24 protein-coding genes are annotated in these 20,901 nt (G+C 67.4%); 8 read left to right on the plus strand and 16 right to left on the minus strand.

Annotated elements, in window-relative coordinates; all coding sequences use genetic code 11:
* Positions 1–64: 64 nt before the first annotated feature.
* Both EH209_RS09130 and EH209_RS09135 read left to right on the plus strand, forming a co-directional pair.
* On the plus strand, positions 65–949 hold the full coding sequence (locus EH209_RS09130; protein WP_126662617.1) for a mechanosensitive ion channel family protein: 885 nt from the start codon (positions 65–67) through the stop codon (positions 947–949).
* 68 nt (positions 950–1,017) lie between these two features.
* Entirely contained in the window at positions 1,018–1,428 is a 411-nt protein-coding gene (locus EH209_RS09135; RefSeq protein ID WP_126662618.1) for a cupin domain-containing protein, read from the plus strand.
* A gap of 25 nt (positions 1,429–1,453) precedes the next feature.
* Here the strand turns inward: EH209_RS09135 and EH209_RS09140 are convergent, their stop codons facing one another.
* A complete protein-coding gene (locus tag EH209_RS09140) occupies positions 1,454–1,690 on the minus strand; it encodes a glutaredoxin family protein (protein WP_126662619.1) in 237 nt (78 codons plus the stop codon).
* Positions 1,691–1,817: 127 nt separating this feature from the next.
* On the opposite strand from EH209_RS09140, the gene EH209_RS09145 reads away from it, so the two are divergent.
* Complete coding sequence (locus tag EH209_RS09145) at positions 1,818–2,297, plus strand: redoxin domain-containing protein (RefSeq protein WP_126662620.1); 480 nt, start codon at positions 1,818–1,820, stop codon at positions 2,295–2,297.
* Between the two features lie 23 nt (positions 2,298–2,320).
* Here EH209_RS09145 and EH209_RS09150 read toward each other — a convergent pair whose 3' ends face one another.
* From EH209_RS09150 to EH209_RS09160, 4 genes are all read right to left on the minus strand, one after another.
* Positions 2,321–3,574: a tRNA (N(6)-L-threonylcarbamoyladenosine(37)-C(2))-methylthiotransferase gene (locus tag EH209_RS09150; RefSeq protein ID WP_126663562.1), complete on the minus strand. Its 1,254-nt coding sequence runs from the start codon at positions 3,572–3,574 to the stop codon at positions 2,321–2,323.
* A 162-nt stretch (positions 3,575–3,736) separates the two neighbouring features.
* Positions 3,737–3,874, minus strand: coding sequence for a hypothetical protein (locus EH209_RS23980; RefSeq protein WP_164722024.1), 138 nt, complete (start codon positions 3,872–3,874; stop codon positions 3,737–3,739).
* Between the two features lie 110 nt (positions 3,875–3,984).
* Complete coding sequence (locus EH209_RS09155; RefSeq protein WP_126662621.1) at positions 3,985–4,305, minus strand: hypothetical protein; 321 nt, start codon at positions 4,303–4,305, stop codon at positions 3,985–3,987.
* Positions 4,306–4,376: 71 nt separating this feature from the next.
* The gene (locus tag EH209_RS09160; RefSeq protein ID WP_204748759.1) at positions 4,377–5,396 is read right to left on the minus strand and encodes an AI-2E family transporter; all 1,020 of its coding nucleotides are present in this window, start codon (positions 5,394–5,396) and stop codon (positions 4,377–4,379) included.
* 163 nt (positions 5,397–5,559) lie between these two features.
* On the opposite strand from EH209_RS09160, the gene EH209_RS09165 reads away from it, so the two are divergent.
* Entirely contained in the window at positions 5,560–6,297 is a 738-nt protein-coding gene (locus EH209_RS09165) for a DUF547 domain-containing protein (RefSeq protein WP_126662622.1), read from the plus strand.
* A gap of 26 nt (positions 6,298–6,323) precedes the next feature.
* Here EH209_RS09165 and EH209_RS09170 read toward each other — a convergent pair whose 3' ends face one another.
* Positions 6,324–6,989: an amphi-Trp domain-containing protein gene (locus EH209_RS09170; RefSeq protein WP_126662623.1), complete on the minus strand. Its 666-nt coding sequence runs from the start codon at positions 6,987–6,989 to the stop codon at positions 6,324–6,326.
* Between the two features lie 100 nt (positions 6,990–7,089).
* Between EH209_RS09170 and EH209_RS09175 the strand changes: the two genes are divergently transcribed.
* Entirely contained in the window at positions 7,090–7,926 is an 837-nt protein-coding gene (locus tag EH209_RS09175) for an HNH endonuclease (protein ID WP_126662624.1), read from the plus strand.
* Position 7,927: 1 nt separating this feature from the next.
* On the opposite strand, the gene EH209_RS09180 is transcribed toward EH209_RS09175, so the two are convergent.
* Complete coding sequence (locus tag EH209_RS09180; protein WP_126662625.1) at positions 7,928–8,683, minus strand: Lrp/AsnC family transcriptional regulator; 756 nt, start codon at positions 8,681–8,683, stop codon at positions 7,928–7,930.
* A 257-nt stretch (positions 8,684–8,940) separates the two neighbouring features.
* Here EH209_RS09180 and EH209_RS09185 point away from each other — a divergent pair, with 257 nt between their 5' ends.
* A complete protein-coding gene (locus tag EH209_RS09185; protein ID WP_126662626.1) occupies positions 8,941–11,235 on the plus strand; it encodes an amino acid permease in 2,295 nt (764 codons plus the stop codon).
* A 12-nt stretch (positions 11,236–11,247) separates the two neighbouring features.
* Here EH209_RS09185 and EH209_RS09190 read toward each other — a convergent pair whose 3' ends face one another.
* From EH209_RS09190 to EH209_RS09210, 5 genes are all read right to left on the minus strand, one after another.
* Positions 11,248–11,976 carry a nucleoside phosphorylase gene (locus tag EH209_RS09190; RefSeq protein ID WP_126662627.1) on the minus strand — a complete coding sequence of 243 codons (729 nt, stop codon included), beginning with the start codon at positions 11,974–11,976 and terminating at the stop codon, positions 11,248–11,250.
* Positions 11,977–12,121: 145 nt separating this feature from the next.
* A complete protein-coding gene (locus EH209_RS09195; protein ID WP_126662628.1) occupies positions 12,122–12,424 on the minus strand; it encodes a HalOD1 output domain-containing protein in 303 nt (100 codons plus the stop codon).
* 224 nt (positions 12,425–12,648) lie between these two features.
* Positions 12,649–13,536, minus strand: a complete 888-nt coding sequence (locus EH209_RS09200; protein WP_126662629.1) for a carbohydrate kinase family protein — start codon at positions 13,534–13,536, stop codon at positions 12,649–12,651.
* Positions 13,537–13,576: 40 nt separating this feature from the next.
* Complete coding sequence (locus EH209_RS09205; RefSeq protein ID WP_126662630.1) at positions 13,577–14,398, minus strand: DUF63 family protein; 822 nt, start codon at positions 14,396–14,398, stop codon at positions 13,577–13,579.
* A gap of 119 nt (positions 14,399–14,517) precedes the next feature.
* On the minus strand, positions 14,518–15,501 hold the full coding sequence (locus tag EH209_RS09210; protein WP_126662631.1) for a ribose 1,5-bisphosphate isomerase: 984 nt from the start codon (positions 15,499–15,501) through the stop codon (positions 14,518–14,520).
* Between the two features lie 73 nt (positions 15,502–15,574).
* Here EH209_RS09210 and deoC point away from each other — a divergent pair, with 73 nt between their 5' ends.
* The gene (gene deoC / locus EH209_RS09215) at positions 15,575–16,255 is read left to right on the plus strand and encodes a deoxyribose-phosphate aldolase (RefSeq protein WP_126662632.1); all 681 of its coding nucleotides are present in this window, start codon (positions 15,575–15,577) and stop codon (positions 16,253–16,255) included.
* Positions 16,256–16,337: 82 nt separating this feature from the next.
* Positions 16,338–17,729 carry an HPP family protein gene (locus tag EH209_RS09220; RefSeq protein WP_126662633.1) on the plus strand — a complete coding sequence of 464 codons (1,392 nt, stop codon included), beginning with the start codon at positions 16,338–16,340 and terminating at the stop codon, positions 17,727–17,729.
* Between the two features lie 26 nt (positions 17,730–17,755).
* Here EH209_RS09220 and EH209_RS09225 read toward each other — a convergent pair whose 3' ends face one another.
* The 4 genes from EH209_RS09225 to EH209_RS09240 all read right to left on the minus strand — a co-directional run bounded on the left by EH209_RS09225 (position 17,756) and on the right by EH209_RS09240 (position 20,691).
* Complete coding sequence (locus EH209_RS09225; protein WP_126662634.1) at positions 17,756–18,076, minus strand: AzlD family protein; 321 nt, start codon at positions 18,074–18,076, stop codon at positions 17,756–17,758.
* On the minus strand, positions 18,073–18,921 hold the full coding sequence (locus EH209_RS09230) for an AzlC family ABC transporter permease (protein WP_126662635.1): 849 nt from the start codon (positions 18,919–18,921) through the stop codon (positions 18,073–18,075). The genes EH209_RS09225 and EH209_RS09230 overlap by 4 nt, the downstream gene beginning before the upstream one ends.
* 119 nt (positions 18,922–19,040) lie before the next feature.
* Complete coding sequence (locus EH209_RS09235) at positions 19,041–19,448, minus strand: DUF7347 domain-containing protein (protein WP_126662636.1); 408 nt, start codon at positions 19,446–19,448, stop codon at positions 19,041–19,043.
* A gap of 55 nt (positions 19,449–19,503) precedes the next feature.
* Positions 19,504–20,691, minus strand: coding sequence for an NAD-binding protein (locus EH209_RS09240; protein ID WP_126662637.1), 1,188 nt, complete (start codon positions 20,689–20,691; stop codon positions 19,504–19,506).
* Positions 20,692–20,901 lie beyond the last annotated feature (210 nt).

Here is a 20,901-nt window from a genome sequence, read left to right on the forward strand (position 1 = left end):
TTGTGACACCCCGGCGCGACTGCCGGCCGAATCCTTGTGCGCGTTCCCGTCGAACGCCGAACGCGTGTACGTGCTGAACAGACTCGAGGGACTCCTGCAGCGGTACCTCACGCTGCTGGACAACGTCGCGACCTTTCTGCTGACATTCCTGCTGGTGTACGCGATCGGTCGGTACGTCGTCCTCCCGCTCGTCGCCCTCGCGCTTGAGTCCCGGGATACCGAACGGACCCTCCGCGAGGGCCTCGAGCGCGTGGCCGCCTTCGGCGTCGTCGTCGTCGCGATCGTCTTCGGGCTCTGGATCGCCGGCCTGAACTTCATCCTCGAGCGGGCGGCGATCCTCGTGGCCGGGCTGACGGTCGCGCTCGGTTTTGCCGCCCAGAACGTCGTGGGGAATCTAGCCAGCGGGGTCTACATCGTGACCGATCCGAACTTCAACATCGGCGACTGGATCCGCTGGTCGGATCAGGAGGGTATCATCGAGGATATCCGCTTTCGCTCGACGCGGGTCCGCACCTTCGACAACGAGGTGATCACGGTCCCCAACTCCGAGCTGACGGCGAATGCGGTCACCAACGCTGTGGTCAACGATCGACTCCGAGTGACCGTCCCCGTGCAGATCAACTTCGACGACGATATCGACGCCGCGATCCGGGTTCTCGCCGAGGCGGCCGCCGACCATCCCGACGTCCTCGACGATCCCGAACCCGTCGTCCGCGTCGCTGAACTCAACGAAACGGTTCGGATCGAGGCCGCGCTGTGGATCGCCGACCCCGACCGGGACACCTACAGCCGGATTCACTCGGAGTACGCCCGCGAGATCGTCGAGCGATTAGCGCGCGAGGGGATCGACCTCGGTCGGGCAAATCCGCAGGCGCTCGAGGGGGAAATCGGCGTCGTCCCGGAGGCGGCGGCCGAGACCGAGGTCGGTACCGACGACACCGACGTCTGATCGGTCGCTTCGAACGCGCCGTCGGTATCCGGACACTTTTGGTGGTTGTTATCGTTTCGCACTCCTGTATGGAGTACGAAGTCGTTCACACCGACGACGTCCCGATGACGGATCTCTCCGAGAGCGACGAGGTCCCGCCAGACCTGCGGATCCGCGCGCTCGACGAGGTTCTGGGAGCCGACGATGTCCACCTTAAACTCTGGTACTTCGACCCCGGCGAGGAAATTCGATACCACGCCCACGCCGAACAGGAGGAGCTCTACTACGTCCTTGAGGGCGAGTTCTCGCTGAAACTCGGCCGCTCGGGCGACGAGGAGTACGTCGAGGCCGGTCCAGGAACGTTCTGGATCGCCAAACCCGAAATCGGCCACGGCCACCGCAACGTCGGCGACGAGGAGGGCGTCGTGCTCGCCATCGGCGCCCCCGCGGTCGAGGATCCAGGGTTGGATCCCCACGGGCTCGACGCGGAGGACGGGTAGCTGACGCCTGTACGCCGTCGCCAGTTCAGGCGTATGTCTGCTCGAGGTAGTCGACGATCCGTTCGGACTCGGCCATCGTGACGCCGTACTCGTCGTCGACGATGACCGGCACCTGCCGCTGGCCGGAGATCCGCTTGACCTCGTTGCGCTTCGAGTGTAGTCCCTCGACCCAGACGCTGTCGTAGTCGACGCCGAGCTCGTCGAGGCGGTCGGCGACGAGTTCGCAGTACGGACAGCCCTCGAGTTGGTACAGCGTAACCATATCCGCGTATTCGGTGCGGATCGCCAAAAGGGTGGGTGGCGCTCGCTCGCAGTCGCCCCAGGGCCGCTCGTCGTCGCCGTTCTGCCGGGGCACGGGGACTTTTGTCGCTGCCCGAAGCAGTCCGGGTATGCCACCGACTGAGGGCGACGAACTCCCCGACTTCGAGGCACTGCTGTGCGACGGCGAGACGTTCCGTTCGACGGCGCTGTCCGCGGCGCTCGGCGAGCGCGGCGGCGTCGTGATCTGTACCGGATTCGCGTTCAGCGCGATCGCGCAGAACTGGTGGACGCAGTTCGTCCGGGCCGGCTGGGACGGGTTCGAGGACGTCGCGGTGCTGGGCGTCAGCCGAGACGGTCCCTACGCGCAGAACGCGTTCCTGCGCTGGCTCGGGTCCCCCGGGTTTCGCTTCTTCGCGGACGTCAACGGCGAGGTGAGCGAGTCACTCGATCTGCTGGCCGATCGCGATCACATGGCGAACGTCTCGACCCCGTGGCGCTCGGCGTTCGTCGTCGACGCCGACCGCGAGGTGCAGTACGCGTTCGTCGCCGACGACTGGATCTCGCCGTTACCGCGCGAGGAGATCGAGGACGCAGTCGCGAGTCTCTAAACCGGACGGCGACGGGCGAAAAATCAGACCGGCTCGCCGAACGCGTACATCGTCTCGTGGGCCGTCACCTCGAGGTCGACGAAGTCGCCGGGCTCGAGGCCGTACTCGCTCGCGTTTTGCACGATAACCTGCCGGTACGCCGAGTCGCGACACTTCACGGAGTCGGCTGTTCCCTGCTCGACGACGAGACAGTCCTCGCGGACCTCGCCGACCATGTCGGCGTAGGCGTCGGCGACGATGTCGCGCTTGACGTCGCTCATCTCCTTCGAGCGTTCCTTCTTGACCGTTCCGCCCAGTCCCTTCATCTCGGCGGCGTCCGTGCCGGGGCGCTTCGAGAAACGGGTGACGTTGATCTTTTCGGGCCGGGTCTCGCGAAGTAGCGCCATCGACTGCGCGTGGTCGTGGTCGGTCTCGGTGGGGAAGCCGACGATGAAGTCCGTCGAGAGCGTCCAGTAGTCCAGGGCGTCGTCGAAGGTCTCGACGACCTCGACGTACTCGTCGACCTGGTGCTGGCGGCGCATGTCACCGAGCACGTCGTTCGAGCCGGACTGGACGGGCGCGTGCAGGAAGTCGTAGAGTTTGTCGTTCGCGGCGAAGACCTCGGCGAGTTCCTCGCGGATGCCGTGGACCCCTTTCGGGTTGGCCATCCCCACGCGCACTCGGAAGTCGCCCTCGATCTCGCAGATTTCAGAGAGCAGTCGGTGGAGCTTCCGCTCGCCCTCGTCCCAGCCGTAGACGCCGGTGTCCTGGCCGGTGATGCGGATCTCCTTGGCGCCGGCGTGGATCAGCGCACGGGCCTTTTCGACGTTTTCCTCGATCGGGGGCGAGTCGATCTTGCCCGTCGCCTGCTTCGTGATACAGTACGAACAGTCGGACATGCAACCCCGGGCGATGGGGAGGATGCCGACGACGCCGTCCAAAATCGGCTCGGCGTCGGGGGTCGTCGTCGGACACTCACCGTTGGTGACCGCCTCCGGCACCTCGTCCCAGTGGAGCACCTGGCCGTCGACGTCGGCCGCGCGGAACTCCTCACCCTGCGCGAGGGCCATACAGCCGGTGATAAAGAGGTCCGCGGTCTCCTCCGAGAGCTCCTCGGCCCGCCGGAGCATGTTCCGCTCGGTCTTCTCGACGACGGTACAGGTGTTGAGGATGGCGACGTCGGCTTCGTCCGGTCCGTCGACCCGGTAGTGGCCCGCATCGCGGAGCCGGCGCTCGATCTCGCGGCTTTCCCCGCGGTTGGACGTACAGCCGTAGGTTTCGATGTGATACCGGGCCATTCGCTTGAACGTGTTTCGGGCCCGGGACGGCAAAAGCGCGACGAATCCGGCCCGTCCCGTTCGTGCCATCGCTCTCGAGGGGCGGTTGCGAACGATGTCTACTGATAGCGGACGCGGAACTCACACGGCTACAAGAATTGAAACACTGCCGTTTACCGGCCGTCAGCGGCGCAGACTGTCGATCGCGAGTTCGATGTATTCGGTGAACGAGACGGTGGGCGTTCCGGGCAGGTAGACCGGGAGATCGGGCTCCTCAAGTCGAACGTTGGTGACTGGGTCTCTGGGTTCGGTTGCGTCCATGTCTCGGTTTCGAGTCGAAGCGGTTTAACGAATTCGGAAATATTGTTCTCACATCTGTGCATAATGATCGTCATTGAGTAAACATCGCACGGTACGAACGCCACGGAATCTCAGGGCTCGTCCTCGGCGAGCGCCTCGAGGGCCTCCCGGCCGACGTGAATCGTCCGCCGGCCGGTCGGCGCCGCCGTGATGAGGACGCCGGGAGCAAAGTCGGGCTCGCCGTTGTCGTTATAGAGTTCGTCGGGAGCCGTCCCGATCCGGACCGACTCGCGGATCGCGAACATCGCCTCCCGGACGGCGTCGCTCCGATCGTCTGCGTCGGCGACGTCCAGGGACTCGAACTCCTCGTCGCGGGTCGCGAGTCGTTCGCGGACGCGGTCGACGTGGTCGGCGGGAGCCGTGGAATCGTAGATGTAGGATTGGACGCGCATACTCGCGGTACGGCCCGGACGGCCTTGAACGCTGGCGAACGCCCGGACGCAGCCGCGAAGGTCGAGCCGACTCAGCCGCCGAACTTCTCTCTCTCGAGGCGTTCGTAATTGTCGTGGAAGACGGTCAGCGTGGCCCGGAGCGCGCCGAGGATCACCGGCCCGAAGAACAGCCCCATGAAGCCGAAGGCGTAGGCGCCGCCGAGGACGCCGACGATGATGACCGCGGGGTTCAGTTCGGCGTAGCGGTCGACGACGAGCGGCCGCAGGTAGTCGTCCGAGAGGCCGACGATGACGGTGCTGTAGACGAACAGCCCAACGGCCAGCAGCGGCTCGCCGGTCGCCAACAGGAAGATGACGGCGGGCCCCCAGACGAGGAAGGTGCCGATGATCGGAATCAGCGCGAGGACGACCATGATGACTGTCCAGAACGCGGCGTTCGGAATCCCGGTGGCGATCAGCCCGATCCCCGCGAGCAGGCCCTGCACGAGGGCGATGAGGACGTGGCCGATGAGGACGGCCTGCATGACCTCGTCGAGTTCTTCGTAGAGGTCGTCCTGCACGTCGTCCGGGAGCGGCGTCCGCTTCCGGATCCAGCTGATGAGATTGTTCCCGTCCTTGAGCAGGTAGTACAGCAGGAACAGCGCCAGTCCGAAGCCGATCAGCGCGTGGGTGAGCGCGCTCAACCACGCGGTCGACTGCTCGAGTACCATCTGGCCGCCCTGCCGGGCCGCGTCCATCAGCGAGGACATCAGATCGACGCTCACCCCCGTCTGCTCCTGGATGAACGATTCGACTTCCGTGAGGCTGACGGAGTCGGTGTTGAGGTTTTCCACGATCCTCGTGGCGTCCTGGATGACGACCGTGAGGATGATCGCGAGCGGGATCACGAAGCCGGTGATCGTCAGTAAGACGAGCGCCATCGCGGCGATCATCGGCGAGGTCCGCTGCTCGAGGCGGCGCTGGAGCGGGCGGAGAATGTACGCGAGGAGCACGGCGATGAGAGCGTACTGGAGAAACGGCGCGATGAGCAGCCACGAGAGGAAGGCCAAAACTGCGACGAGTGCCAGGAGAAACCCCTTGCTGATGTTCACACGAATAGTTTCCGCGAACGCCGAAATAAAGGTAGGGGCAAATCGCTGGCATGCGCAACGGACTCTGCCGTTCGCGAGGGACCGAGCCGACCTATTCGCGCCGCGGACAGTCGCGATCGCTCTCACACGGCTTCAAGGTGCTGGTTCGCTTACGTCGGAGGGAATGTCGACCCAGCTCGATCCCCTCTCCCTCTCTGCCGATCTGCTCTACGCGGTCAAGACCGAGGGTGATACCGACTGGTTGCGAGACCACCTCGCGACGCTCGAGCGATCGTGCCTCGACCGGGCCCTCGAGCGCCGGACCGCGAAATTGGCGTTCTGGCTCAACTGTTACAACGCCTACACCCAATTGCTCCTCGAGGAGGGGGACGAACTCGACGGCGAGGCGGGTCGCCTCGAGCGCTGGAAGTTCGTCTCCCGGGATCGGATCCCGATCAGCGGCGTTCTCCTCAGCCTCGCCGACATCGAACACGGTATGCTTCGGCGGTCGAAACATCCCTGGGGGCTCGGCTACGTCCCGCGGCCGTTTCCCTCGTCGTTCGAACGGCGGTACCGCCTTCCCGAGTGCGACCCGCGGATCCACTTCGCCATCAGCCACTGCGCCGAGCCCTCGCCGCCGATCACGACATACTCGCCGCCCGATGTGGACGCGGAACTGGACGTCGCCGTCGAGTGGTTCCTCGAGGAGACCGTTACGTACGACGCCGACGCCAACGCCGCCACCGTCCCGCGACTCTTCCGTCGCTACCGTGGCGATTTCGGCGGCAAACGCGGGATCGTCTCGTTTCTCCGGACGTACGACGCGATCCCGGCGGAGCGACGCCCGTCGCTCGAGTACGAATCGGCGACCCGGACGCCGGACGTCGACTTCGACGCCGATTCGGACGCGTTTCGTCCGTAGCCGCGACGCGACGGTCGGACTCGAACTCAGTCCTCCCGATCCTCGACGGTCGCGGTCGGCGCCGCCCGCATGACGCTTCGGGCCGCTCGCTTCGCGTTCGACCGCGAGGTATACCCTTCGCCGCTGTCGGCGACGATGTTCCCGTTCCAGTGGACGAGCCGCCAGCGCCACTCGCCGCCGCGGTCCTCGTAGACTTCGAACCGGCTGGTTCGGCCGTCCTGTTGTGGTTGAGTTTCCGATTCAGCGTCCGCGGGCACCGACTCCGACTCCGAGCGCGAGTCGCCGTCCGTCGACGCGTCGTCAGCGTCCGGACCGCCGGGAACGGCCTCCGGCGGCATCGTCGCCGCCGCGGGGTCGGTCTCGGGTTCGCCTTCGGCGGCTGCGTCGGCGCCGACGACACCGGGCGTTCCGCGCTCGCTGTCGCCGAGCCGTATCGTCGAGCCGTCCGGATCGTCCCACTCGAGTTCCAGTTCCAGTTCGGCGACGGGCGGTTCGTCGTCCTCGCGTTCGGCCTCCAACTCGGCGACGACCCGCTCCGGAATCGACACCGTCGCGGTCCGCTCGCCGTCGTCGATTTTCAGCGGTCGGTCCTCGGCCAGGGCCGCCCCGAACTCCCGGAAGACGGCGGCGAGTTCCTCGCGGTCGTACGCGCGCTCGAGTTCGAACTCGACTTCGGTTGGTGAGTCGTCCATACTCCCCCGTACGTCGCCCAGCGAGTTAGGGATTGGTCGGATTCCGACCAGAATCCGGGGAGCCGGTGCGTTTTTGTCGCCGCGCTGTCTTCGCTCGTCCGTGACTTCCCGCGACTGGCAGGCCGACCGACGCGCCGTTTTCGACCGCGACGACCGCGCGTGTCGCCACTGCGAGACGACCGGCGACGACGCCGACACGACCGCCTTCCGAACGTACCCCGTCGGCGCCGTCCCCCTCGAGGGAACGGTCCACAAGAGTTCCCTTGCGACCGTCTGTCCTGACTGTTTCGAGACGCTCCGGTTCGCTTCCGACGGCTCCGCTTCGCCCGCCGAATCGGTCTCGAGCGAGGAACTGTTCCAGCTCGTCCGCGAGACGACCCGCGTGCAGGGCGGCGCCATCTCCGACGTCGCCTCCTTCGCCTCGCTCGCGACGTCGCTGCCGACGACGCTCGCGGCCGTCGGAACGACCGCCGACGCGGGGGACGACTCCGAGTCGACGGTCGCCGAGACCGCCGCGGCGTACCGCGACGGCCGCCGCGAGGCCCTGCTCGCGCTCGACGTCGCCGACGCGCGCCTCGAGCGCGTCCGGGCAGTCGACGGAACGGCGTTCGACGCCGACGTCCGCTCGTCGCTGTCGACGGTCGCCGAGACCGCGACCGACCTGCAGTCGACGCTGCGCGAGGCCGTCGTCCGCTCCGAGATCGTTCCCGTCTGCCTCGAGCGCTGTCACGGCTGTTTCGAGCCGCTCGAGGGCGAGACCTGTTCGACCTGCGGCCTCGAGGCCCGCGAGACGGTCGACTGGCGCGGCGATGAGGGCGAGATCGCGTTCGAACGGCTGTTCTCGTCGATCAACGACAGCCTCCAGGGTGCCTCGACGACGACGGAGACGCTGACCGATCACACGATGACGCTGGCGAGCCAGTTGACGGAGTCCTGACTTACTCCGCCGCGTTGTCGGCGTGGAACACGTCGATCGTCTCGTCGGCCACGCCGTCGCGGGCGAACAGCGTGACGATGTCGTCGGGGCGGATCACGGTGTCGCCGTGGGGCGTCACGACAGCGTCGTCCCGCTCGATCGCGACGACGAGGGAATCGTCATCGAGCACGTCGCGCTGAGCCGCCTCCTGCAGGCTCATGCCGGCGATCCGGGCGTCCCGGTCGACCGTCACCTCGGCGACCTCGGCGTCGCCGGAGAGGCTGATGAAGTCCGTCAGCATCGCCTCGTGGGTTTCGTCCGTGGGACCGAACGGCGAATACGGGCGCGCGGTCTCGTTTTGGACTAACACCTCGTCCTCGATCTCGATGCCGAGATCCGAGAGCGCCCGCGCGATGCGCCGCAGATCGCCCGTGTCTTCGCCCACCGCGAGCACGTGCAGGTTCCGCCGGCCGGTCAGCAACTCACGGACGTTGATGACGCCGGGGATCACCTGCGCACGCTGAGCCATCGATTCGCGCTCCGAAACCGGCGCGTTGCACATGAAGAGGTTCGCGAGGTGTCCCGCCGCCCGTTCGAAGTCCACGTTCGCGTGGTAGCCGGTGATGATTCCCCGCTCCTCGAGTTGGTCGATCCGGTTTCGAACCGTTCCGGGAGAAACGCTCACGTCCGCGGCGATCGTCGGAGCCGAAACGTTTCGGGCGTCGTCCATCAGCGCGTAGATGATTCGACGATCGATCTCGTCGAGCCGGTGATCCATGCTTCCCGGTATTACGGCATTGATATACACAGTTCTGATCTTCCGCGGACAGAATGATAAACAAGCCATCATTTCTGCCGATACGGCAATTTTACCCTCTCCAAAATGAGTAATCATCAATGGCTTCGGATCATTTATGGTCTAGTCGGGGAAAGGCACCAGATAATGACCGAGCAATCGTTTGGGGAAGGAACGCACAGTTCCTGCGATCGACCGCCGACACGCACGCGCCGGCGATCGCCGACGGAGGGATGCCCATGAGCGACGAAGAGCTCGCCAAGGACCTCGGCCTGCTGTCGGCGCTGGCGATCGGCATGGGGACGATGATCGGCGCCGGCATCTTCGTGCTGCCCGGCGTCGCGGCCCAGGAGGCCGGGCCGATCGTCGTCGCCTCGTTCGTCATCGGCGGCCTCATCGCGATGGTCAACGCCTTAGCGGTGAGCGAACTCGGGACGGCGATGCCGAAAGCCGGCGGCGGCTACTACTACATCAACCGCGGGCTCGGGCCGCTGTTCGGATCGATCGCGGGGATGGGCGACTGGATGGGGCTGGCCTTCGCCTCGGCATTTTACTGCATCGGGTTCGGCGGCTACCTCACCGACCTTCTGTCGGGAACGATGCTCGCGTTGCCGACCCTCGAGCTCGGCCTGTTCGCGCTGACGGACGTCCAACTCGGCGCGCTGATCGCTGGCCTGCTGTTCGTCGGCGTCAACTACGTCGGCGCGAAGGAGACCGGTGGCGTCCAGACGGTGATCGTCGCGATTCTGCTTGGCATTCTGACCGTCTTCGCGGCCTTCGGATTCCTCCACTTCGAGTGGTCGACACTGACGACCGACGGCCTCGCGCCGACCGACGCGGGCTACGGCGCGATCCTGCCGGGGACCGCCCTCGTGTTCGTCTCCTTCCTCGGCTACGCGAAGATCGCGACCGTCGCGGAGGAACTGAAGAACCCCGGCCGGAACCTGCCGATCGCGGTCATCGGCAGCGTCGGTATCGTGACGGCGATCTACGCGGTGCTCGTCGGAACGATGCTCGGGATCGTCCCGTGGCACTCACTGCACGGGAAGGTTCCCGTCTCGCAAGTCGCCGAGATCACGTTCGCCGGCATCCCCGTCCTCGACGCCGTTGGCGTGACGCTGATCTCGCTCGCGGCGATGCTGGCGACCGCTTCCAGCGCCAACGCGTCGATCCTCTCCTCGGCCCGGATCAACTTCGCGATGGGCCGCGATAAGATCGTCACGGACGAACTCAACGAGATCCACCCGAAATACGCGACGCCCTACCGATCGATCATGCTGACTGGCGCGGTCATCATCGTCTTCATCGCCGCGCTCGGGCAGGACCTCGAGATCCTCTCGAAGGCGGCGAGCGTCCTCCACCTGATCGTCTACGCGCTGATGAACGTCGCGCTGATCGCGTTTCGTGAGGCCGACGTGCCCGAGTACGAACCCGACTTCCGGGTGCCGTTCTACCCGGTGACGCCGATCCTCGGCGCGGTGCTCTCGTTCGGACTCGTCGCCTTCATGGCGCGGATCGAGATCGCGCTGAGCCTCGCGTTCGTCGCCGTCGCAGTGCTGTGGTACGCCTTCTACGCCCGCACGAAGACGCCCCGACAGGGCGTCCTCGGCGAGTACATCCTCGACCGCTCCGAGGAGATGCCCGACGTCGCGGTTTCGGCGGCCAGCGTGGCCCGACCCGACGGCTCGAGCGAGTACCGCGTTATGGTGCCGCTGGCCAATCCGCGCACCGAACAGCACCTGATCGAACTGGCCAGCACGCTCGCCGCCGCAAACGACGGCGTCGTCCACGCGGTCCACATCGTCGAGGTCCCCGACCAGACGCCGCTGGATCGCGGCGCCGATCAGGTCGATCGGCTCGACGACGAGTCCGCGAAGCTACTCGAGCGGGCCCGCGAACACGCCGAAGACTACGGCGCCAAGATCGAGACGACGACGATCGTCTCCCACCGCTCCTTCGAGGAGGTGTTCGACGCGGCCCGCGAACGCGATATCGACCGCGTCGTGATGGGCTGGGGCGGCGACCGGCCGTGGTCCGCGGGTCGGGCCGAGCGCCCGCTCGACGAACTCGCCCACGACCTCCCGTGTGACTTCCTGGTCTTGAAGGACCGCGACTACGACCCGTCCCGGCTCCTTCTGCCGACCGCCGGGGGCCCGGACTCCGATCTCAGCGCGGAGGTCGCGCGGACGCTTCGCTCGGCGACGGGCGCGTCGATCCGCCTGCTCCACGTCGTCGACGACGAGAGCGAACGCGAGGCCGGCGAGGCCTTCCTCTCGGAGTGGGCGTCCGAGCACGACCTCGCGGACGCCGAGGCGAGCGTCGACGCGTCGGGCGACGTCGAGGGCGCCATCGCCCGCGCCACCGACGATCGAACGCTCGTGATCATCGGGGCCACCGAGCGCGGCCTGCTCTCGCGGCTCGTCCGCGGCTCGCTGGTCTTCGACGTCGTCGACGAACTCAACTGCTCCGTCCTGCTCGCCGAACGGCCGACGAAGCGGTCGCTCCGCGAACGGCTGTTCGGCAAATCGGAGTGAGGAGGGAACCGGTTATAGGTCGGTGACGGCCTCGAGCGAGATGTCGATCGCGCGACCGACGTTGTTCTTCGCTTTCTCCGGCAGTTCGTCGTCCTCGGTGTCGGTACCCTTCTGGGTGCCCTCGACGAGGTTGCCGTCGACGGTACAGATCGCCCCCGCGCGCAGACCTCGGCGGCGGGCCAGCGAGAAGATCGCGGCGGCCTCCATCTCGACCGCCAGGAGGCCGGCCTCCTCCCAGTCGGCAACGTGCTCGTCGGTCTCGGCGTAGTAGGCGTCGTCGGAGACGACCGGGCCGACCTGCACGTCCTCGTCGTTGGCCTCGGCCGAGTCGACCAGCGCCGACAGCACGTCGTAGTCGGGGACGGCCGGATAGGAGACGTCCTCGTAGCGCTTGGTCGTCCCCTCCGCTTTCGCGGCGCCGGTCGCGACGACCATGTCGCCGATCTCGATGCCCGACTGGAGGGCGCCGGTCGTGCCGACGCGGATGATCGTCTCGACGCCGACGTTGGCCAATTCCTCGACGGCGATCGCCGCCGACGGACAGCCGATACCGGTCGAGCAGATCGTCAGCTCCTGTCCCTCGTAGGTCGCGTTGACGACCTTGTACTCGCGGTTCTGGGCGATGGTCTCGGAGTCGTCGCAGTGGTCGGCGATGCGATCGACGCGACCGGGATCGCCCGGGACGAGCACGCGATCGGTCAGGTCGCCGTCGTCGACCAGCAGGTGTGGCTGCGTTGCCATACCCGCCGATTCCAGTGGCGGCGAGAAAAAAGATTCGAGGACGGGTCCCGAGCGTCCGTCGGTTCGGCGACCTGCGACCGTCCCCCGTCCCCACCCCACCGCCGAGTGCGATCGGCCGCGGAGTGTGTTCGACCCGGTCGTTCAGTCAGCAGTCGGGGGAAACCTCCACTCGTTCGGGCGTGACCGTCACCGTCGCGTCCTCGACGCTGAATTCGACGGTCCCCTCGGCCCGACTCGTCCCTCGGTGCGTGTCCGCAAAGAGGGAGTCGAGTGCGTCCGGGTCGATATAGTCGTACAGCCGGGTGCTGGTGGAACCGATATCGTCGTCGAAGTACCGCGCTAGTGCGGTTGCAGTAGCTATACTCGGCGGTTCGTCCGTGTCTCGATCGTACTGAATGCAGCGTTTAAACTCGCATCCAGATGACTCTCTGATCCTTCGTTCCGTCATGTCTCTCCGTCACGTCTCCGTGACCGTCTAGCTGAGTGACCAACGTCCCAGCCCATATACTTACCGTCAGACAACACCGGGTGAAAACTGCACGACGGCGGCCGGATCGCCCGGTCACGATTCACCCCGTTAGACCACCTTTGGTGGGGCGATCGCCACCCCGTTCGAGCACCGAGCGCCGACCGGACTCGAGCACGGACCAGCGCCGATCGTGGATCCCCGATTCAATCCGCGCGCCCGTCCAGAAACTGTTCGACCTCGGTCGCCATCGGTGCGCTACGTGCACCCTCCCGGCTCGCCGTCAGTGCGCCGCAGGCGTTGGCGTACTCGAGGGCGTCCTCGATCGACGCGCCCTCGAGTCGGCTCGCGAGAAAGCCCGCCGCGAACGAGTCGCCGGCGCCGGCCGTGTCGACCGAGTCGACGTCGAACCCGGGATGTGCGTAGCTGCCGTCGGGAGTCCGGATCTCGGCGCCATCGCCGCCGGACGTGACCGCGACGATCCGTTCGGTCGGCTCGGAATCGACGGCGGCTGCGTCGGCCAGCGCCGCGGCTTCGCGCTTGGTGACGAACAGAACGTCGGCCGCGGCGACGGTCTCGTCGTACGCACGGTCGCCGAATCGACGCCCGGGATCGAAACTGACGGTGACGTCGGCCGCCGCGGCGATCGAGGCGATCCGCGCGGCGGTCTCCGGGCGCTGGCTCGTGAGGTGGACGTGATCGGCCGCCCGAACCCGGTCGCCGTCGATATCCGCCGGCCGAACGGCCTCGTTGACGCCGTCGTTGCCCAGAATGGAGACCGCGCCCTCGTCGTCGACCAGCAGGTACTTGACCGCCGTCTCGGCTCCCTCAACGACCTGGATCCCCGACAGCGAGACGCCGGTCTCCTCGAGGCCGCGCCTGGCCAGCAGACCGTTGTCGTCGTCGCCGACGCTGCCGATCAGTTCGGCGTCGACCTCGAGGCCGGCGAGCGCGGCGGCGACGTTGGCTGCGCTGCCGCCGCCGGACTGGCGCTGTGAGCGGATCGTCGCTTCGCCGTCGGCGGCGGGGAGTCGGTCGACGCGCAGCGTCACGTCCCAGTTGACGTGACCGGCGGTGAGTACGGTAGGGGACATCCGATACGACCGGGAAGAAGGGACCGTCGGAAAAAAAAACCTAGGTGGCGATGAAGAGCAAGACGTTGTGGACGCCGGGGCCGAGCCCGATCGCGGCGATCCCGGCGAGGACGATCCGCGCCTGCTGGGGCGCGTCCTCAACGTACTCCTTGAACAGTCCGAGGATCACCAGCGCCAGCGCGGCCTTCACCAGGACGAACAGCCAGCCGGCGCCGACGTACTCAGCGATCGGCAGCGACCCGCCGGCCTCGAGCAGCAGCGCCGACAGGGGAACCGTCTCTTCGACGCCGATGACGTCGTAGCCGACGGCCGTCGAGACGCCGTCCAGGGTGTGCCCGAAGACGACCAGCGCGCCGGTGTAACTCGTCGTCGCCGCGACGTCGGTAAACCACAGGCTCAGCGCGACCCACACGATCGCGGTGACGATCCCGGCGGCGATGACGGCGATGACCGGCCAGAAGAGGTTGAACGTCTCTTCGCCCCAGCTCACGTTGAGGATGATCGATGCGAAGACGGCGAAGAAGGCGGTCCCGGCGATGCCGAAGAACCGCGAAATCGTCGGTTGGAGTCCCCCGGCGTACAGGAAGATCGCGACGATCCAGGCGGCGCCCGCGACGGCCGCCGCGACCAGGTAGACAGTCGGCGTCGCGAACAGCGTCTCGACGTTCTCCGGATAGGCGTCGAGTTGATAGAGGACGTGCAGGGCGGAGCCGAACATCATCCACGGCGCGAACGCCAGCACGGTCCGATCGGTTACCGGTGGCTCGAGAACCCACAGCAATGCGATGATCCCCGCCAGTATCACTAGCAGCGGGACGAGGAGGTACCACGGTGGGAGCACGAACCCCTCGGGTAATACCATATCCGTACTCGCACACACCAGCGACAAACACTTTCCGATTGCTAATCATTCGCGGAAATGACGGTTTTCCTTCGTCGTCTCGTTCGACGAGAAACGTCGCGGCGCTAACCCGTCATTTCCTACAGCTCCCAGGGTTCGTCGACCGTCTCGCCGAACAGCTCTCGCATCAGCGTGACGATAGTTTCCGGCGGGAACTGGCCGTGCTCGGTGACGATCGCGTCGACGTACCGCGGCGGGGTGACGTCGAAGGCCGGGTTTTCGGCCGTCAGTCCGTCGTCGACGCCGTCGGCGCCGTCGGTGATCGCGGCCCGCGCCTCCTCGTCGAGCACCTCCCGCTCGTCGCGGCGTTCGATCTCGACGGTGTGACCCGTCATGGTATCGGGGTGGAGCTTGATCGTCTGGGCGGCGACGGTCACCGGCACGCCGCGCTCGCGGGCGAGCACCGCCAGCCCGCTGGTGCCAATCTTGTTGATCACGCTTCCGTCGGCCGCGATGCTGTCGGCCCCGACCAGGACGTGGTCCGCCCGATCGAGGTACCGGCGGGCCGCCCCGTCGACGATCACCGTGACCGGGACGCCCCACTCGCGTAACTGGCCGGCCGTGATGTGGCCCTGCATTCTGGGCCGGGTCTCCTTGACGATCGCCTCGATCTCGGTGCCGTCCTCGACGGCGGCCTCGAGACAGGCCAGCGCGTCCGTCGAGTGGCAGTGGGTCATCACGATGTCGCCGTCGCGCAACCGGTTCGCGCCGACCGATCCCAGCTTCGACTGCGCCCGGTCCAGATCGCGGCGGAACTCCGCGGCGCGGTCGACGATCGAGGCGCGCAGCTCCGCGACGGTCTCGCCATCCATTCCGGCGAGGACGTACCGGAGCGCGTTGGGCAGGCTCACCGCCGTCGGGCGCGTCTCGTAGAGCGTCTTCGCGGCCGCACGCAACTGCTGTTCGAACGCGTCGGGACGGTCCGCGTCGGAGCGTTCGGCCTGGATCGCCAGCGCCTCGGCAGCCGCGTCGGCGATCGTCGCGGCTCCGCGGATCTCCATCGCGGCGATCTCGTCGGCGGTCGTTTCGACGGCCGGCGCGACGTCGTGCCCACGATCGTCCATGCTAACACGTTGCCCGCCGGACGGCAAAAGTAATCGGGCGGGGTTTTTGCCCGTCGGGCGATTCCCTCCCCGTATGGACCGCAGCGAACTCGCCCCCCTGATCGATCACACCGTGCTCGGCCCCGAGACGTCGATCGCCGACGTCCGCCGCGTCCTCGACGAGGCCCGGGAGTACGGCATGAACGCCTGCATTCCGCCCTACGCCGTCGAGGCGGCCGCCGACTACGCGCCCGACGTGACCCTCGTGACGGTGATCGGCTTCCCCCACGGCCAGCACAGCGCCGCGGCGAAGCGACGGGAGGGCGTCCTCGCCTGGAAGGCCGGCGCCGACGAACTCGACGTCGTGATCAACGTCGGCCGGCTGAAAGCCGGCGAGGACGACGTCGTCCGGGCCGAACTCGCGGAGCTCACGGCTGCGGTCCCGATCCCCGTCAAGGTGATCATCGAGACGGCGCTCCTGACCGACGAGGAGAAACACCGCGCCTGCGAGGCCGCGGTCGCGGCCGACGCGGCGATGGTCAAGACTTCGACCGGGTTCGCCGACAGCGTTGTTTCGGAGAAACAACGTGCGAACGGCGAAGCCGTGAGCGGCGGCGCGACCGTCGCGGACGTCGAACTCATGAGCGACTACCTCCCCGTCAAGGCCAGCGGCGGCGTCGGCGGCTACGACGAGGCGGTGGCCATGCTCGAGGCCGGCGCCGAACGGATCGGCGCCTCGAGCGGCGTCGCGATCCTCGAGGGCGCGCCGGAGTAACGCGGCGCGCTGGGCTTCGTTGGGCCGGCGATCACCGTCACGAACGCGAACACTTTTCGTCGGGGGTCGTCCAACGGAGCCTATGCTCGAGTCGGTGTTGGCGCGGCTCCGCGCGACGCGACGGCGACTGCGGCGGCTGGAGCGACGCGAATTCGACGCCTTCATCCGCTGGATCGAACGCACCGGGAACCTGATCCACCTCTCGGTGTTGCTCTTCGTCCCGCTGCTCATTGCCGCGGTGACCTGGCTGGCGAACGTGACGGCCGCCGTCTCCTTCCTCCTGTTTCCGCCGCTGGCCTCCGGAACGTACACCCTCTTCGCCGATCCCGAGGGCCGGTACTCGACGCCGACGAAGTTCGTCGGCGGGATGACCGCGGGAGCACTCTGCGGCTGGCTCGCGATCGCCCTCGTCGACGCCGCGGGCGTCGACGGCGCCACCGGCGTCAGCGCGATCGGCGCGGCGCTCGGCATCTTCCTCACCGGCGCCGTCACCTGGGCGCTCGACCTGGAGGAACCCACCGCGTTCTCGACCGCGCTGCTCGTACTCGTCACCGGTAACGCGCAGGTCGTCTACGTGCTCGGAATCGTCGTCTCGAGTTCGTTCGTCGCGGCCGTCTTCGTCGTCTGGCGGAACCGATTCTACGAGCGCCGAGCGCAGTACCTCTACCGGACGACGGACGGCGACGACCACGTCCTCGTCCCGCTGGACGAGAGTTGGGACGAGGACGGCGATTCGGAACCGGTCGCCCGCTTCGCCGCCGAACTCGCGAGCGCTCACGACGCCGGGAAGATCGTCCTCCTCGACGCCGTCGACGACGCCGCCGACATCGCCGAGGACGAACCAGGGCCCGCGGCTCGCCGCCTCGAGTCCTTCGCGGCCGATCTCTCATCGGCGTACGACATTCCCTGCGAGGTCGTCGTCGCGGCCGGCGACCGCACGTCGTCGCTGGTGCTCCGGACGGCCAGAGAGCACAACTGCGATCTGATCGTCACGCCGTACGCCGAGCGTGAGGGGGGCGGCCTCTCGCCGTTCATCGTCGACCTGTTCGACAGCGAGATCGACGTCATCGCCTTCCGTTCCGCCGAAAACCGCCAGCGCTGGCAGCACGCGCTGGTCCCGGTTCGGGGCGCCGGTGACACCGCCCGCGCGATGGTCGATTTCGCCCAGCGGATCACCGGCTCCTGGCACCCGACCAGCGTCTGTACCTGCATCGACCGCGAGTCCGAGCGCCGCTCCGCGGAGACCACCGTCGCGGACCTCGTTGACGCCTTCAACGGCCGCTTCGAGACCCACGTCGTCACCGAACCCGTCGAGTCCTACCTCGAGCGCGTCTCGTCCCAGTACGACGTGATCTTCGTCGGCTCGAGCACCGACCGCTCGGCCGCCTCGCGGTTCGTCTCGCCGCCGACGTTCGAGCGACTCAGCGACCTCGAGACCGACGTCGCGATCGTCCACCGCGGTCGCCATCAGTAGTACCCGATTTTCGCTGTCCCACTGGCTCAGGCGCTCCCACGGAGCAGTACGACCGTCCCGATGCCGGCGACCAGCGCCAGCGGGAGCCGCTCCGTCTTCCAGACGACGAGCGCGACCACGGCCGCTCCGAGCCACTCTTCTGGACCGCCCTCGACCAGTTCGCCGGCGACGATCGAAACGACGATAACGCCGGGGAGCACCTCGAGCGCGGTTTCGGCCCGTTCGGTGAGTTCGAGTCGTCCAACCAGCCACAGTCCGCCGGCCTTCGTCGCGTAGGTGACGACGGCCATCGCGAGGACGACGCCGACGGTTGTCGGCTCGAGCGCCGTCGCGGGGCTCGAACTCATCCGCCCACCCCGCGCGAGTCGACCCCGACGTCGGCGCGGCGGACGCCGACCAGACCGCCCGCCAGCGCGCCGGCGAGCAGATACCAGCGCCCGGGCACGGCGACGGCGGTCGCCAGTGCAGCGGTGAAGGCGGCCGTCCACGGCAGCAGGTCGGTCCGCCCGTCCCAGAGGTCGACGGCGATCGCGACGAAAACAGCGAGGAACGCGGCGTCGAGGCCGTACCGTGCTGGATCGGCGACGCCGTCGCTCGCGAAGACCCCGACGACTGTTGCAGCGACCCACAGGAGCCAGATCGCGAGGCCGCTTCCGAGGAGGTACGCGGCGTCAGTCGGTTCGCTTCCGTCCGCGCCGTCGGTAGCGCCGGCGTCGACGAACGCGCGCATCGTCAGCGCCCAGTTCTCGTCGGCGGTGAAGAAGGCGCTCCCGTAGGTCTCGAGCGCGGACCGGTCGGCGAACCACGGCCGGAGCGTCGCACCCAGGAGCAGGTATCGGAGGTTGACCGCCGCCGTCGCGAGGACGATCGTCGCGACCGAAGCCGACGCCGCCCAGAGGTCGACCGCGAGCAACTGCGCGGCCCCGGCCAGCACCGTCGCGCTCATCAGCGTCGCCTCTGCGGCGCTCAACCCCGCCTGCGACGCGAGCACGCCGAAGGCGACGCCATAGCCGGCTACGCCGACCGCGACCGGAAGACAGTCCCGAAACCCCCGTCGCGCCCCCGATCGCGAGAAGGCTACCCGGCGCGTCGACGTCGCGTCCGCGGTCGGTCGTCCGTCGGTCTCGCTCTCGTCTCCGTCCGCGGTCGTGACGCTCCGGCCGCGGTCGCCGCTCGAGTCCGTTTCCGTCATCGTCAACTCCATAGAGCGGGCCCTAAACCCCTAAAATCTCGGAGAACGCGCGTTCTCTACTCTCGGTGACACGACGCGGCGACGGCGCCGTTAGCGGGTGCCGACGGGCTCGGCTGCCGTCACGAGAGCGACAGTCGGTCCAGCAACCGCCGACCGCGAGGCGTCAGTTCGTAGCCGGCACCGCCATCGTCGCGGGCACCGTCGTCGTTACCGCTACTACCGTTCTCGTCGTCGTTACCGTCGCCGCCGGAGACGTACGGCTCGAGTCGCCGAAGGTGATAATTGAGCTTGCCGTTATCGTCGATCGACGTCGCCGCCCGGAGGTCGGTGTAGCGCAGCGGCGTCTCCCGGTCGGCCAGCGCCAGCAGGATCTCGAGTCGGATCGGACTCGCGAGCAGTTCGAACTCGTCGGCGGTCCGCGACAGATCCGCCGCGGTCTCGCGGTCGTCCGTCTGCTCGTCGGCGCCGACGACAGCCAGCGATCCCTCCTGCGCGCGTTCGGCCCACGTCCACGTCGGAATCGCCATCGCTGGCGACTTCGCGTCGGCGATCCAAAACGATTCCGCCGCTCGAATCTCGAGGTCAGTCGCCGCCCATGATGTGCTCGATCAGCGGACTCTCGTCCTCGCCGAGCGCCGACTGAACCAGCAGGTGTCCGCCGAGCACCGACGGGCTGATCACCGCGTCCGCGCCGGCGTGCTCGAGCTTTCGCGTGTTCTCGCGGTCGGTCGCGGCCGAGACGATGCGGGTCTCGGGGGCGAGTTGGCGCGCGGTGAGGATCGCCAGCGCGTCTTCGGCGTCGTGATTCGTGGCGACGAGGATCGCGCTCGCGCGGTCGATCTTCGCTCGCTGGAGCGGCTCCTCGTCGCTGGGGTCGCCCCGTATCACCGCCAGGCCGCGGTCGGTCAGCGTCTGTGCGGCCTCGCGGTCGCCGGTCACGACGACGAACTCCCGGTTGTTGGCCGCGAGTTCGTCGACGATCGGTTCCGTCAGTTCGCCGTAGCCGAGCACGAGGACGTGGTCCTCGAGTAACTCGAGTTGTGAGTCGGTCATCTTTCCGAGTGTCTTCGTGATGCGAGATTGGATCGCCGGTCCGACGAGCGCCCCGATGGCGATACCGAAACTGGCCACGCCGAGCACGAGCACGGACATGGTGAACAGCATCGCCTCTGTCGACGTCTGGTCCGGCGTGATGTCGCCGTAGCCGACCGTGCTCGAGGTAATCAGCGTGAAGTAGAAGGCGTCTAAGATGTTGTTGATCCCATCGAAGTCCTCGCGGAGCGCGTAGGCGCCGAAGGTTCCGTAGGCTTGCACGCCCAGCAGCGCGAAGCCGGCGGCGATCTGTGTCGTGCTCAGCGAGAGCGCCTTGTCGAAGCGCCCGTGACTGACCAGCAGCATCGGAATCGCGAGCAGCGAGAGCGCGACCAGCGGCAGCGAGTACTGACTCGACTGGAGCAGTCCCTGGGCGGCGGTCAGCGGGAGCAACAGCAGCGTCGCCCACCAACCCGCCCGCAGCCCCCGCCGAAGTGCGAGCGCGCTACCGACCATCAGGAACCCCGTGATCGCCCCGGTGAACGCCGCTGCGCTTTGAATCGCCTCAGGGACGTACTCGCTGAGCGGCCCGCCGACGGCGTTCGTGCCGATGTTGACGATCGCCGTCGCGACCGAGAGCCCGGCGACGATCAGCGCCAGCGCGACGGCTGCCCGCATCGAGAGGACCCGATGCCAGTTGTCGGGCAGCCGCGATCGAAGCGACCGGTCGTCGGCCATACGCCTCGATCCGCGTTGGGGTCAGTTAAACGCCTCTGTTGACGGACGTTCACAGCTACCTATCGCTTGTCAGCTCGTCAATTAGTCGTGACCCGATCGTCCCGTCCGCCCGTCGCGACTCGAGGCAGTTAGCGGCCCCTCGCTACCCGTAGGGACCGATCGCGCGCCGGCGAACGCACCGCCGCTGTCGGTGGAGATTTAACGATTCCG

Origin of the sequence: Haloterrigena salifodinae (assembly GCF_003977755.1) — an archaeon.
Taxonomy (GTDB): domain Archaea; phylum Halobacteriota; class Halobacteria; order Halobacteriales; family Natrialbaceae; genus Haloterrigena; species Haloterrigena salifodinae.

Bases quoted from the DNA above. Each gene is read 5' to 3' on its own strand.
- EH209_RS09180 (WP_126662625.1), bottom strand. From the start codon at position 8,683: ATGGATCACCGGCTCGACGAGATCGATCGTCGAATCATCTACGCGCTG.
- EH209_RS09190 (WP_126662627.1), bottom strand. From the start codon at position 11,976: ATGGCAACGCAGCCACACCTGCTGGTCGACGACGGCGACCTGACCGAT.
- EH209_RS09140 (WP_126662619.1), bottom strand. From the start codon at position 1,690: ATGGTTACGCTGTACCAACTCGAGGGCTGTCCGTACTGCGAACTCGTC.
- EH209_RS09135 (WP_126662618.1), top strand. From the start codon at position 1,018: ATGGAGTACGAAGTCGTTCACACCGACGACGTCCCGATGACGGATCTC.
- EH209_RS23980 (WP_164722024.1), bottom strand. From the start codon at position 3,874: ATGGACGCAACCGAACCCAGAGACCCAGTCACCAACGTTCGACTTGAG.
- deoC (WP_126662632.1), top strand. From the start codon at position 15,575: ATGGACCGCAGCGAACTCGCCCCCCTGATCGATCACACCGTGCTCGGC.
- EH209_RS09235 (WP_126662636.1), bottom strand. From the start codon at position 19,448: ATGGCGATTCCGACGTGGACGTGGGCCGAACGCGCGCAGGAGGGATCG.
- EH209_RS09145 (WP_126662620.1), top strand. From the start codon at position 1,818: ATGCCACCGACTGAGGGCGACGAACTCCCCGACTTCGAGGCACTGCTG.
- EH209_RS09240 (WP_126662637.1), bottom strand. From the start codon at position 20,691: ATGGCCGACGACCGGTCGCTTCGATCGCGGCTGCCCGACAACTGGCAT.
- EH209_RS09225 (WP_126662634.1), bottom strand. From the start codon at position 18,076: ATGAGTTCGAGCCCCGCGACGGCGCTCGAGCCGACAACCGTCGGCGTC.
- EH209_RS09195 (WP_126662628.1), bottom strand. From the start codon at position 12,424: ATGACGGAACGAAGGATCAGAGAGTCATCTGGATGCGAGTTTAAACGC.
- EH209_RS09170 (WP_126662623.1), bottom strand. From the start codon at position 6,989: ATGGACGACTCACCAACCGAAGTCGAGTTCGAACTCGAGCGCGCGTAC.
- EH209_RS09155 (WP_126662621.1), bottom strand. From the start codon at position 4,305: ATGCGCGTCCAATCCTACATCTACGATTCCACGGCTCCCGCCGACCAC.
- EH209_RS09150 (WP_126663562.1), bottom strand. From the start codon at position 3,574: ATGGCCCGGTATCACATCGAAACCTACGGCTGTACGTCCAACCGCGGG.
- EH209_RS09200 (WP_126662629.1), bottom strand. From the start codon at position 13,536: ATGTCCCCTACCGTACTCACCGCCGGTCACGTCAACTGGGACGTGACG.
- EH209_RS09185 (WP_126662626.1), top strand. From the start codon at position 8,941: ATGAGCGACGAAGAGCTCGCCAAGGACCTCGGCCTGCTGTCGGCGCTG.
- EH209_RS09220 (WP_126662633.1), top strand. From the start codon at position 16,338: ATGCTCGAGTCGGTGTTGGCGCGGCTCCGCGCGACGCGACGGCGACTG.
- EH209_RS09230 (WP_126662635.1), bottom strand. From the start codon at position 18,921: ATGACGGAAACGGACTCGAGCGGCGACCGCGGCCGGAGCGTCACGACC.
- EH209_RS09205 (WP_126662630.1), bottom strand. From the start codon at position 14,398: ATGGTATTACCCGAGGGGTTCGTGCTCCCACCGTGGTACCTCCTCGTC.
- EH209_RS09165 (WP_126662622.1), top strand. From the start codon at position 5,560: ATGTCGACCCAGCTCGATCCCCTCTCCCTCTCTGCCGATCTGCTCTAC.
- EH209_RS09210 (WP_126662631.1), bottom strand. From the start codon at position 15,501: ATGGACGATCGTGGGCACGACGTCGCGCCGGCCGTCGAAACGACCGCC.